The sequence below is a fragment of the Methanobrevibacter sp. genome, from assembly GCF_045112895.1.
GTDB lineage: Archaea > Methanobacteriota > Methanobacteria > Methanobacteriales > Methanobacteriaceae > Methanocatella.
Genome location: NZ_JBGUIH010000028.1, coordinates 1 through 13307, shown reverse-complemented (window position 1 = coordinate 13307; position 13307 = coordinate 1). Strand labels below are relative to the sequence as shown.

The 13307-nt window shown below is 37.8% G+C and carries 10 protein-coding genes and 1 pseudogene; 3 read left to right on the top strand and 8 right to left on the bottom strand.

Features of this window, described 5'->3' with window-relative positions; translation table 11 throughout:
• A pseudogene (locus ACJMLD_RS05800) lies at positions 1 to 191 on the top strand (rubrerythrin family protein); the annotation flags it as partial.
• A 127-nt stretch (positions 192 to 318) separates the two neighbouring features.
• Here ACJMLD_RS05800 and ACJMLD_RS05795 read toward each other — a convergent pair.
• From ACJMLD_RS05795 to ileS, 4 genes are read right to left on the bottom strand one after another with little or no spacing between them, the layout of a single operon-like run.
• Positions 319 to 1449, bottom strand: a complete 1131-nt coding sequence (locus ACJMLD_RS05795; RefSeq protein WP_405269093.1) for a site-2 protease family protein — start codon at positions 1447 to 1449, stop codon at positions 319 to 321.
• Positions 1450 to 1465: 16 nt separating this feature from the next.
• On the bottom strand, positions 1466 to 2683 hold the full coding sequence (gene glp / locus ACJMLD_RS05790; RefSeq protein ID WP_405269090.1) for a gephyrin-like molybdotransferase Glp: 1218 nt from the start codon (positions 2681 to 2683) through the stop codon (positions 1466 to 1468).
• Between the two features lie 22 nt (positions 2684 to 2705).
• A complete protein-coding gene (gene purL, locus ACJMLD_RS05785; RefSeq protein ID WP_405269087.1) occupies positions 2706 to 4844 on the bottom strand; it encodes a phosphoribosylformylglycinamidine synthase subunit PurL in 2139 nt (712 codons plus the stop codon).
• A gap of 10 nt (positions 4845 to 4854) precedes the next feature.
• Positions 4855 to 8088, bottom strand: a complete 3234-nt coding sequence (gene ileS, locus ACJMLD_RS05780) for an isoleucine--tRNA ligase (protein WP_405269084.1) — start codon at positions 8086 to 8088, stop codon at positions 4855 to 4857.
• A 307-nt stretch (positions 8089 to 8395) separates the two neighbouring features.
• Here ileS and ACJMLD_RS05775 point away from each other — a divergent pair, with 307 nt between their 5' ends.
• Together ACJMLD_RS05775 and ACJMLD_RS05770 are read left to right on the top strand one after the other, a co-directional pair.
• On the top strand, positions 8396 to 9061 hold the full coding sequence (locus ACJMLD_RS05775; protein WP_405269082.1) for a DsbA family protein: 666 nt from the start codon (positions 8396 to 8398) through the stop codon (positions 9059 to 9061).
• A 60-nt stretch (positions 9062 to 9121) separates the two neighbouring features.
• Positions 9122 to 9448: a DUF192 domain-containing protein gene (locus ACJMLD_RS05770; protein WP_405269079.1), complete on the top strand. Its 327-nt coding sequence runs from the start codon at positions 9122 to 9124 to the stop codon at positions 9446 to 9448.
• Here ACJMLD_RS05770 and ACJMLD_RS05765 read toward each other — a convergent pair.
• The 4 genes from ACJMLD_RS05765 to ACJMLD_RS05750 all read right to left on the bottom strand — a co-directional run.
• Complete coding sequence (locus ACJMLD_RS05765) at positions 9434 to 10126, bottom strand: dihydromethanopterin reductase (acceptor) (protein ID WP_405269076.1); 693 nt, start codon at positions 10124 to 10126, stop codon at positions 9434 to 9436. The genes ACJMLD_RS05770 and ACJMLD_RS05765 overlap by 15 nt on opposite strands.
• A gap of 1 nt (position 10127) precedes the next feature.
• Positions 10128 to 11399 (bottom strand): serine hydroxymethyltransferase, encoded by a 1272-nt coding sequence (glyA, locus tag ACJMLD_RS05760; RefSeq protein ID WP_405269073.1) that lies wholly within the window; start codon positions 11397 to 11399, stop codon positions 10128 to 10130.
• Positions 11400 to 11562: 163 nt separating this feature from the next.
• Positions 11563 to 12738, bottom strand: coding sequence for a methionine adenosyltransferase (metK, locus tag ACJMLD_RS05755; protein ID WP_405269070.1), 1176 nt, complete (start codon positions 12736 to 12738; stop codon positions 11563 to 11565).
• A gap of 244 nt (positions 12739 to 12982) precedes the next feature.
• On the bottom strand, positions 12983 to 13307 hold a 325-nt coding region (locus tag ACJMLD_RS05750; RefSeq protein WP_405269067.1), incomplete at its 5' end, for a 4Fe-4S binding protein.

The window sequence follows — 13307 nt, the reverse complement described above, 5'->3', positions numbered from 1 at the left end:
AACCTACCCTCAAAGAAAACATCGAATGGATGATGGGTGGAGAAAAAATGGCTAACGCAGAAAAAAGAGAAGCTTCCGAAAAAGCTGCTGAAGCAGGCATTGAAACTGCTGCTGATTTCTTCAGAGAAAGTTCCAAAGACGAAGGCCGCCACTACAAAATCTTAGAAGGAATCTTAGCAAGATACTTCTAAACACCTTGAATTGAAAGAATTTAATTATTCTTTCATCTTTTTTTATTTAAAAAATAGCATTTTTTAAAACATTTTTATTAAATCACTTCAATTTGATTTAAAAATGGGAAATTAGTTAAAAATAAAATTAAAGGAAACCAGCCACAAGGCTAAATATGATTATCATTGCCATTACGGCAGACAATGCATTGACAACCGGTTTGACTGACTCTTCTGAAAATTTATAGCTTAACAATATCTCAAGCATATAACCGCCATCCAAAGGCTTGAGCGGAAGCAGGTTAAACAATCCGATTCCAAGGTTCAGCATGAATATCCAATCAAATAAATCGAATAGCTCAAACAAGACCCATGGGAGCGGACCTAAACTGTCATCGATTAGCTTGAAATGCTTATTTGCCTGAATTCCAAAGAATCCTACAGACTCATTGTTCGGATTTTTGCCGAGGGTTATCGAATAGGTGCCCTGATCTGTCTGGACCGAAATGTTATCTCCAGGCTTAAAAGAGCCTACGATATTGGTATAAGATTTGGAATCATTAATCTTATGATTGTCAATCGCTTCCAAAACCATTCCGCTTTTCAATATCCCATCTGCCGGAGAATCTGGAACTACCCTGTCAATAGCTATTCCATCTTCTGCAAAATAATGAGGAATTCCCATTGATATTAAGGACACTAACAGAATTGCTATGATGGCCAAGGTAATGTTTGCAATGGATCCCGCCGCATAGACTCTCAGTCTTGAAGATTTTTTAGCGTTTTTGAGCTCATCCTCATCAGGTTCGACAAATGCCCCCGGAAGGATTATGAACAACAAAAGCCCTATTGATTTAATAGGTATCTTTTCTCCTACTGACTGAATACCATGTGAAAACTCATGAACTATCAAAACTGTTGCAAGAGCAATCAAACCATAAAGGAATGGAACGTATATTTGGGAACCCGGAATGTCCACCCCTGGAATCACGATTGAAACCGCAGGCGTTTCAAAAACTGACGGCAGTGACGAAACCAATAAGTATGTAATGAAAATCATAGCCCCAAATGCTACGAAAATTCCAACATTCATGTACCATCGCCAGAATGTTGGTGAAAAATTAGAAATTCTAGATATCAGCCCCCTAAGCCTTTGGGTTTTCCACATTATCACAGGAAAGTTCAGCTCGACTCCGTGATTTGACAATTTCTCATGGAAAATTCCGACCAATATCCAGATGATAGCAAACGCTATCAGATAATAATAAATACCATTCATTAAAATACACCTTTGACTACCAAAGTAGTGAATCAAAGAAGACTACGTCAACTATATCGCCCTTTTGATATCCTTCATCATTTTCGTCAATAATGATATAGCTGTTCGCATCAACCATTGAGCGAATAATACCAGAACCTCTATTCAAGACGTGCCTGGTATATCCTTCATCAGTATATGAGCGGATGAAATCAGTCCTTCCAAGCTGTGAAGGTATCTTAAGTTGAGATTCTTTTTTAACAATGCTGAAGTCAAATGCCCTTCCTTGCATTTCAAAAAGATATTTCCTTGCAAAAACATCAAATTGAGCCATTGCCGCAACAGGTTGACCTGAAAACGTGAATATGATTTTATCATTAATAATTCCTGCACCTGCAGGTTTGCCCGGCCTCATTGCTACACCATGGAATAAAATCTCACCAAGGTCTTCAACAACATCTAAAACAACATCCCCTTTACTGATGGCTGTTCCACCAGTAGTCATGATTACATCAAAATCTTTAGAAGCTTCAAAAATAGCTTCCTTTACTTCATCAAAACTATCTCCGGCATGCCCGATTTCAGCAATAGCACCGGAATCTTCAATCATTGCTTTAATTGTGAATTGATTAGAGTTAATAATTTTGGCTTTATCGATTTCCTCTTTAGTTGGCTCAACGAGTTCATTACCTGTTATGATAACTTTAACTCTTGGTTTTTTGAAAACCTTAACAGTATCATATCCTGCTGAAGCAATCAAACCCAATTCCTGATATCTGATAAAGGTGTTTTTATCTAAAATCTTATCACCTTTCCTAATATCTTCTGATTTTGGACTTATGTTTTCACCTGGAGTGACCTGAGAATAAATTGTCAAATCATCCCCATCGGTGGTTGTGTACTCCTTCATGATGACTGCATTAGCCCCTTCTGGAATAGGAGCTCCTGTGGCGATTACGATAGCTTCATTTTCCCCAACAGTCTTGTTTGAGAAATCTCCGGCACCAATTGCATCGATTATTTTGAATTTCTTAGGAGCTGATTGTGATGCGCCAAAGGTATTTTCTGCAATTACGGCAAAGCCATCCATTGCCGATTTATCAAATGGTGGTGAATCATGATAAGCCATGATATCTTCAGCTAAAACTCTTTTGTGAGCATCGTGAATAGAAATTTCCTCAACATCAGTGAATTTCTGATTATCACCTATTAGCTTCATGGCATTTTGTAAAGAATCCAATTTAGATAAGAACATTTTTTAAACTCCCCCAAGTTAATTATGCCATATATTGTTCAATAACACCATGATATGCATTATCTAAATCTTCAAAACTAAATTCATGACCGTTAATATTTAATGAAGTGCCTTTTACTTCACCGATGACTGCAACATCAACATCAATTTTTGCCAAAATGTCATCCACTGCATCGGCTTTAACAGTTAGGATGTATCTGCCGTGGCTTTCTGAGTATAACAATTGAATCTTATCCAATTCATCATCCTTCAATTCCACTTCACATCCAAGTCCTGATTTGATAACCATTTCTGAAATTGCAACGGCAATTCCACCGGCTGAAACATCGTGAACTGCAGTGATGTCCTTGTTAACATCCTCATCGATTAATTTTAAAACAGTCTGCCCATTGGCAAATTCCTCATCGATTCTGATTCTTGGAGCGGTTCCCACTTCCAAGTTGTGAATGGTTCTGTGGTATTCTGAACCTGTCAATTCATCATAAGTCTTTCCGATTAAAAGGATTTTATCCCCTTCATTCTTAAAGTCCATGGTTCTGATGTTTTCAATATCTTCAACACCAATCACTCCCACAGCAGGAGTAGGATTGATTTTGATTCCTTCGGTTTCATTATAGAAGCTTACATTTCCGCTGATGACTGGTGCATCGAATTTTTCAGCTACAAGACTCATGCCTTCAATGGCTGTCTTGAATTGCCATAATATTTCTGGAGTTTCAGGATTTCCGAAGTTTAGGCAGTCTACGACTGCATAAGGAGTCGCACCCATTGAAATAACATTTCTGATGGCCTCTGCAACACATCCTGCACCTCCATCGAATGGAGACAATTTTGTGTGGATAGTGTTTGAATCTGTAGTGAGCGCAATGGCAGTATTCTCATCAATTCTTAAAACCGCCGCATCGTCTCCAGGTTTTACAACTGTCCTTACCTGAACTTCATGGTCGTATTGTTTGTAGACCCATTCTTTAGAGGCAATATTTGGGCTGGACAGCAATTTAGGCAAGGATTCGTAAACTCCAGGTTCTTTGAGCTCAATTTTTTGGGTGTCTTCTGGAATTTCGACAATAGGCCTGTCAATTGAAGGCGGATCCGCCAGCAAAATTGTTGGCAGGTTAGCAATTTCCTCGCCTTCATCTGAGACAATCATATTGTTTCCGTCAATTACTTCTCCAATGACGGATGATGCGATTTCATGCTTATCGCAAATCTGTTTGGCGAGTTCAACATCATCAGGGTTTATGACAAATACCATTCTCTCTTGTGATTCTGAAAGCATGATTTCATAGGGGGTCATTCCTGTTTCCCTTAAAGGAATTGCCCGTAAATCCACCAATGCCCCGTTGCTTGAAGAATCAACAAGCTCTGAAATACAGCAAGTAAGGCCTCCGCCGCCTAAATCTTTAACACCGCTGACATTGATCTTTTCTAGAATTTCCAATGATGCTTCCAACACTCTTTTTTTGGTAAACGGATCAGCTACCTGTACGGCCGGCCTGTCTTCGGTTTCTGAGTCGGATGTTAACTCTTCTGATGCAAATGTAACCCCATGAATTCCGTCACGTCCTGTAGTTCCTCCCATCAAAAGGAATACGTCGCCAATGTTAGGCGCTTCGGCACGGACAATTTTATCCTTTTCAACAAGGCCTACGCACATTACATTAACAAGAGGATTTGTTCTGAATGATTCGTCAAATTCTATTTCTCCTGCAACGGTCGGGACCCCTACACGGTTGCCGTAATCGGAAATTCCTTTTACAACATGTTCAAATAGGTATCTTGATTTTTCATCTTCCAATGGTCCGAATCTAAGTGAATCGAGGAGTGCTATAGGCATTGCTCCCATAGAAATGATGTCTCTTAAAATTCCTCCAATACCAGTACCTGCACCACCATAAGGTTCAATAGCTGATGGGTGATTGTGAGATTCCATTCCTACAGCTAATGCATATTTGTCGGTTACGGATACAAGTCCGGCATCGTCTCCCGGACCTAAAACAATGTTTTCTCCTTCAGTTGGGAAAGCTCTTAGAAATGGCCTGCTGCTTTTGTAAGAACAATGCTCTGAAAACATCACATCAAGCATTCCTTCTTCTAATTCATTCATCTTCCTACCGAGGATTCCTTCAATATATTCAATTTCAGAATCGGCTAAAGTCATGTTAACACCCTTAATTTTTAATTGAAATAACTACTTTTTCTCCTTCAATATCCCATTCTTTGGTATAATCTTTAGAATCTTTACTGCACTCTTCTGTATCAGTTATTATTAAGCTTTTAGCTCTTACTTCGTGAGATATGACTTCAGATTGCGGTACAATAAAATCCTTGAATTCTGCTGAAGTTTCAACATCGACATTGATGTTTGCTTCTACATCAAGGTCCAAGTCCTTTCTCATGTTCTGAATTCTTCTTATCAATTCACGAGCCATAGCTTCCTGCCTGATTTCCAATGTAATGTTTGTATTTACAAATACGTTTCCGCCAGAGAATTCTGATGAAACAAAGTCGTCTGGAAGTTCTGAATCGAATAATACTTCTTCGCTTGACAATTCAATTCCTTCAATGGTTACGCTTCCGTTAGCTTCCAAGTCCGCTTTAATCTGATTGCCGTCAGCTGCCTTCAATCCTTTTACGACTTTGCCCATGTCTCCTTTGAGCTTCGGACCTAAAATCTTAAGGTTTGGCTTTGCAATGAATGATAATTTGTCAAATTCACTGGCTTTTAAGACTTCTTTAGAATTTGATTGGTCTTTAATAATGTCTTCCAACTCTCCAATAGCTTTTAGGACATCATCATCCTGAGATACAACAGTGATATCTGAAACCGGCCATCTAAGCTTGTATTGTGCCATGTCACGTGCCCTGATTGATGCCTCAATTACTTCACGGGCGACATCCATTTTCGCTTCGAGTTCACTGTCGATTGCATCTTCATCATAGCCCCAGTCATTCATGTGGATGCTTTCCGGAGCATCGCAATTAACGCCTTTTACAAGGTTTTCGTAGATTTCTTCTGATATATGAGGAGCTATCGGACATAAAACTGAAATTAACTTTACAAGCGCAGTGTATAAACTGTAATATGCACCTAATTTATCAGGATCATCGCTTTCAACCCAAGTTCTTCCACGAATGAGCCTTACATACCAACGGCTTAAATCCTCCAAAATGAAATTATTTATTTTTCTTGTCGCTTCGTGGAAGAATAATTTATCAAGATCTTCAGCAACCTCCTTGACTAAGGTATTGGACTTGGATATGATCCATTTGTCCTCTGGCCTTAAGATCATGTCATTTTCTGTTAATCCGACAGGGTCAAAGCTATCCAAAGACATGTAGGTAGTTGAAAATACATAAACATTCCATAATATGTTGAACATTTTATTGATGTTCAGGAGTTCTTCCCATACGAATTTCAAGTCATCCCATGGCTTTGAAGCCCATAACAGGTAGAACCTTAAGACGTCCGCCCCATACTTTTCAATTACCTCTTCCGGAGACACAACATTTCCTAAGGATTTGGACATTTTATTTCCGTTTTCATCCAATACAAATCCATGCATCAATACTTTCTGATACGGGCTTTTGCCCATAGAGATTACTCCAGTACCAAGTTGTGAGTAGAACCATCCTCTTGTTTGGTCGTGCCCTTCAGTAATGAAGTCATATGGGAACCAGTCTTCGAACTTGTCCTTTTCTTCAGGATAGTAGAGTGAAGCCCAACCTGCAACTCCTGAGTCGATCCATACATCCAATACGTCTGGAATTCTTTTGATGGTCTGACCGCATTTGTCACATTTCACTTCAACTTCATCTACAAATGGCCTGTGGATAAGTTCAGCATCGCTGACATTGATTTCAGTCAATGCTTCTGCTTTCAACTCGTCTAAAGAACCGATAACCTTGATTTCACCACAATCAGGACATTCCCAAATAGGAATTGGAATACCCCAGAACCTTTGTCTTGAAATTGTCCAGTCGCGAGCATTGTCCACCCAATCGTGGAATCTGCCTTCACCTGCCCATTTAGGCACCCATTCGACGCGAGCAATTTCATCCAACATTTTCTGTTTGATGTCTGTCACTTTCAGGAACCATTGTTTAGTGGCACGATATATGATTGGGGTTTTGCATCTCCAGCATACCCCATATCTGTGTTCAATGGTTTCGGAGTGATACATCAATCCTTTGTCTTCCAGATCTTTGATAATCTGAGTATTTTCATCTTTTGTAAATCCATCAGCATATTTTCCTGCATCTTCTGTGAAGCATCCGTCCTCTCCGACAGGACAGAAAATAGGAATTCCATTAGCCTGACCCACTTCGAAATCGTCTGGACCGTGTCCTGGCGCTGTGTGTACCAATCCAGTACCTTCACCAAGCTCTACATGGTCTCCGGCCAAGACCTTATGAACCGCATCAATCTCATCAAATTCCGCATGTTTTGGAACTTCATCCATGAGTATGTAATCATATTCCATTCCGATTAGGTCTTCGCCTTTAACGGTTTTAATGACTTCATACATTACTTCTTTTTCTTCCACAATTGTATCCTCTTCACCTTCCTTTTCTGCAGGGATTTTGGTTTTGTGGATTTTGACCTGGCGGCCCAATACTGTTTCCATTAAGTTTTCAGCTAAAATATAAGTTTCGCCATCTTTCAACACATAAACATAATCAAATTCAGGGTTTGCACAAATTGCCATGTTTGCAGGCAATGTCCATGGAGTAGTTGTCCAAACTAAAAAATAAGTATTTTCCTCGCCTTTTACCGGGAATTTAATATAAATGGACGGATCTTCCTTTTCTTCATATTCAATTTCTGCAGCTGCAAGCGCAGTTCCACAGTGAGGACACCAGCTGATTACCCTCTGGTCGTTGACAAGCAGATTCTGCTCGTTTGCCCTTTTGAGTGTCCACCATGAAGATTCCATGTATTTCGGATCCAAAGTCATGTATGGATTTTCCCAATCCATCCAAACGCCCAATTGGTCGAATTGCTCTTCCATAGCTACCTTGTTTTCCAAAGCAAATTCTCTACATTTGTCAACAAATTTATCGATACCGATTTCTTCTATTTCCTGTTTGGATTGAATATTGAGCAAATGCTCTACCTTATTTTCGATTGGAAGCCCATGCATATCCCATCCGGCCTGTCTTCTTAAGCTAAATCCGTTCATTGACTTGTATCTGAGATATGTATCTTTTATGACTTTGTTCCAGGCTGTACCCAAGTGGATTTTTCCACTACAATAAGGCGGACCATCCAAAAATGAATATCTTGGACCTTTTTCTCTAAGTTCATTAACTTTCCTGAAAGTATCCTCTTCTTTCCAGAATTTTTGCACTTTCTTTTCTATCTTATTGTGATCGTATGATTTTTCTGCCTCTTTTATTGGCATTGTAACTCCTCTGAAATTAATATTATGTGTCTAAATAAAAAATGAACAGCTCAACAGATAACGCTGAGATGTACTCTATGAGTACTGCTCACATATATAACATTATACTATATATTATCTACAACATACTATATTAACTTATCATGAGCCCGTTTTTATCCAGGAAAAATTTGATATAAAATAAAATCAAAAATAGTAATATGGGATTTCACAGAAAATACAATTCACTTTTCAAGGCTGTAGACAATATGATAAAGCTATACAAAATCGCCAAAGAAAAGGATGAAAAATCTAAAGATGATAAGAAATGAGAATAATTTATTTGATTGATTTCAACTGCCCCTATTCCTACATCGGATTCGAAAGAATTAAGAATGCATGTGAGAGCCTAAATTTGGATGTGGAATGGGAAATGAGATCTTTTGAGCTAGAATCTGAAGCAGGAAAAAGGCCTGCAATGAGCACTACAGAGAGATATGCCAGCAAATATGAACTGTCTCTGGAAGAGGCTTCAAGCAAAATTGCCGAAATCGAAGAGATTGCCCATGATGACGGTTTAAACATTAACTTTAGGGATATGCCTCTCACAAGTTCCAAAGATGCGCTAAGGCTAACTAAATTTGCAGAGAATATGCATCCCGAAATTACCCTAAATCTTGTAGAGAACATATTCCATTCCCGCTTTGTCAAAAACGAAAACATTGCTGACAACAACGTTCTCACCAGGATAGCAATCGAATCAGGGCTGGAAGAGAGCGATGCCAAAAAAATTATTGAAAACAATTACTATAATATAGAAATTTTCCTTGATAAAGAGGAGGCGCTTTCAAATGGAATCACTTCCACACCTTATTTTATATTAGAAAAAAACGAAGAGCGGCTAATAATCCCCGGAGTATTTTCAGCTGAAGAGTTTGAAACTGCCTTAAAAGATTTTAACAGTGGAGACATTAAAAACAAAACTTTTATTTAAGTCAATATTGATTTAACCTCGTTAAAAGCTTAAATATTATAAAACAAAAATATTTAATTCATGATTTTAAATAAAACAACCAATGAAGTAATTAATATAAAAATTATAAATGCAAACAGCTTTTTTAAGCGTTTTAAAGGATTGATGTTGAAAAAAGATATTGATTTTGCAATATTGTTCTACAATTTAAAGGATTCGTGTGTGCACACTCACTTTATGAGATTTGAAATAGACGTCTATTTTTTGGATAAAGACAAAATCGTTTTTGAAAAGGCTACATTAAAACCCTGGAAATTCCATAAGCCAAAAAAGCGAGCCACATATATTTTAGAAACTAAAAAAGATGAGTTAAAAATAGGAATAGGAGATAGATTAGAATTTGTCTAATATATCTTCCGGTTTTTCAAAGATGTGAATATTATCAAAACTTTCCAATTTGCGAGTATTTTCGATATCAATATCTCTCATATAGATTGTAATGATTTTTCCTTCTGAAATTGCATCATGCGGACAGGTATTTCTGCACATGCCGCAGCCAATACATTTTGTCAGGTCTATTTCCTGATGGGCAATGATTGCACCTTGCTGGCATGCAAGAGCTGCAAAACAATCATCGCATCTTTGGCATTTGGACAATTCTATTTTTGAAGGTAAAACCGTATCAACAGGACCCGGATGAATGTCAACTGGGACCATATAGACAGGAACGGCACCCTTGCCGGATTGCGCCACTGCATTTGTAACCAATGTGTCTGCAATTCCATGAACTATTTTTGAAACTGTATTTGCGGTAGTTGGAGAAACAATGAGTAAATCGTACTTTCCAATTGAAAGACGACCGGTAATTGGATATGAAAACTTTTGATTTGAATCAGTAGCCAATTCACGATATTTTCCACCGGTTATGCGTTCAATTCTTTCGTAAAGTCCATACATCTTAAGGACTTCTTCGGCCGCTCCTGATAGAAATACTGTGACTTCATGCTCCTTAGCCAATTTTTCAGCCAAATGTACTGATTCACGTAGTAAATGACCAGCTCCAGTAAATGCAAATCCGATTCTCATTTTAATCTAAATTGTGATATTGGTATGCTTCTCTGTCTGAGAATGCATAGTCAAGTCTTGTGTATTGATTCATGAATTCAGCCACTTCATCAGCAATGTCTTCCTTATCGACTGCAACACGTTTGATGAATTCTGCAACTTCATCCATCTCTTTTTCTTTTAGACCTCTTCTTGTAATTTCCTGGGTACCTATTCTGATACCGGATGGATCATCGGAATTATCCCTGTTATCGCCCGGCAAGAGGTTTTTATTTAAGATTACATTGTTGTCAGCTAATTCTTTTGCGATATCTGATGCTGATCTGATGTTGGTTAAATCCACAGCGATTTGGTGTGATTCGGTAAAACCTAATTCTTCGCATAATACATTAAATCCTCTTTCATACATTGCTTGACCTAATGCCTGTGCGTTTTTAATGATCTGTTTTGCGTAAGCTTCACCAAATTCCAACATTTCAGCAGTTGCAATACCCAAACCAAGTAAATGGTGTAAATGGTGATTACTTACAACACCAGGGAATACGGCTTCGTCAATGCGTTCCTCATTTTCTTTGTGAGAAAGAATAATACCTCCTTGTGGACCAGGGAATGTTTTGTGGGTACTTCCCATCATCAAATCTGCTCCTTCTTTAAGAGGTTGTTGGAATTGGCCTCCTGCAATAAGACCCAATACATGTGCTCCGTCATACATTACAGTAGCTCCCACTTCATCAGCAGCTTCACGAGCTTCTTTGATTGGGTGAGGGAATAGGAACAGACTTCCACCGAATAAAATGATGTTAGGTTTTTCCTCTAAAATCTTTTTGTTCATTGCATCGATGTCAATGTTCATTACATTTTTGTCTAATGGGTGGAAAACGGTTTTAAGACCACGAATACCTGCAGCACTTACATCAGCGTGAGAAATGTGACCTCCTGATGGCACTTCAAGTGCCATTACCTTATCACCAGGTTTTCCAAATCCAAAGAACGCTGCAAGGTTTGCTGTTACACCGGAAACCGGTTGAACATTAGCATAATCACAGTCGTATAATTGACAGGAAAGCTTTTTGGTCTTATCTTCTACCAAATCTATATATTGGCATCCTTCGTAAAATCTTTGGAATGCTTGTCCTTCTGCGTATCTATGAGCAAAATCAGTTGCTACCGCTTCGGTTACCTCTACACTTGTTACGTTTTCGGAAGCAATAAGATTGATACTGTTTCTCATATATTCAGTATGTTTTCTTGCAATTTCTTCAAAGTTTATAATCTCATCATGATAATTAGTCATTTACTACACCTAATATCCAATTATATATTTATGATTTAATTTTTGTAAATCATTTAATATAATAGTTATGAAAATTATTCCTAAAACAATGAAAATTAAAAATAAAATGAAAAATAAAGTAAAAAAAAGTATAAAAAACTAACCTCAAAAGAGGAAAGCTTAATTAATTTTTGATGTATTTTTTCAAGTCTTCAACTTTATCAGTTTCTTCCCATGGAAGGCCTTCAATACCTAAATGACCATATTTAGCGGTTTGTTTATAAGAAACATCCCTTAAGCCTAATGATTCGATAATTCCATCAGGAGTTAATTTAAAGTTGTCACGTACAATTTCATCAAAGGTCACATCACCGATATCGGCTTCAGTTCCAAAGGTATCAACCATTACTGAAGTTGGTTCGGCAACTCCGATTGCATAAGATAATTGAATTTCACATTTTTCAGCTAAACCGCTTGCGACAATGTTTTTTGCAATGTATCTTGCCATGTAACATGCGCTTCTGTCTACTTTTGTACAGTCTTTACCTGAAAATGCTCCACCACCATGTCTTGCATATCCTCCATAGGTATCGACGATGATTTTACGACCGGTTAGTCCTGAATCTCCATGAGGGCCACCAATTTCGAATTTTCCAGTTGGGTTGATGTGTTCTTTAGTGTTTTCAGTCATCAATTCCGCCGGAATGACTTCTTTAAAGAGTTTTTCACGAATGTCTGCTTTTAATTGTTCCTGATTCTCGGACATTGTCTCATCATGCTGGGTTGACAATACTACCGCATCAAGTGAAATGACATTTCCCTCTTTATCATAATTTACAGATACCTGGGCTTTACCGTCAGGCCTTAAATATGGGATTTCTCCGCTTTCTCTAAGTTCGGTTAATTTATTGGTTAATTTACGGGCAAGATCAATTGGATAAGGCATTAATGATTCTGTTTCATTAGTTGCAAAACCAAACATCATACCCTGATCGCCTGCTCCGGTTTCTTCATCCCCACGGTCCACTCCTTGATTAATATCTGGAGATTGTTCATGAAGTCTGTTTTCAATCTTACAGGTATGACCGTCAAATTTTAAATCAGGATTATCATAACCGATTTCAATGATTGTATCTCTTATGATCTTTTCAATTTCATCCTTTGAGAGGGTGGCTTTAGATGTTATTTCACCAAATACCATACAAAAATCAGTTGTTACACAGGTTTCACATGCAACATGGGAATATTTGTCTTGTGCCATGTATGCATCCAATATAGCATCAGAAATAATGTCTGCAACTTTGTCAGGATGCCCCTGAGTTACTGATTCTGATGTAAATGTCCTATATACTTCATTCATGTTATCACCAATAGTCCATGATAAATTCTCATAATAATGATTAAATTCATTCGAATGTATCATATAATTTAAACTAGTCTATATTATCTATATCCTAAATATTATATAAAAATTGTTAAAAGTCAATGGTAAAATGAGATATTTTTAAATTTTTATGAATTATTAAATCACGAAAAAAAGTTAAATCAATTGGAGCTTGTTATAAAAAAAGAAAAAAAAGAAATAGAGAAATTAATCTCTAAATCTATTTACCTAAGTCTTCAAGAGCAGCACTGATTTGTGCCATAATTTGCTCGGTTTTGAAGTGTTGTTGGTTCATTGCACCAGATGGACATGCACCTACACAAGTACCACATCCTTTACATAATGCGGAGTTGATTTGTGCAAATTCTTTTCCACCTACGCCAGTTGCGATAGCAATAGCACCGAATGGACATAATTCAACACATACTTGGCAAGCACCACAAACGTTTTCGTCGTTAGATGCAATAATAGGTTCGATTTCTACTTCTCCTTTAGCCATTGGGATTGCTGCTCTGGATGCTGCAGCTGAACCTTGTGCTACGGAG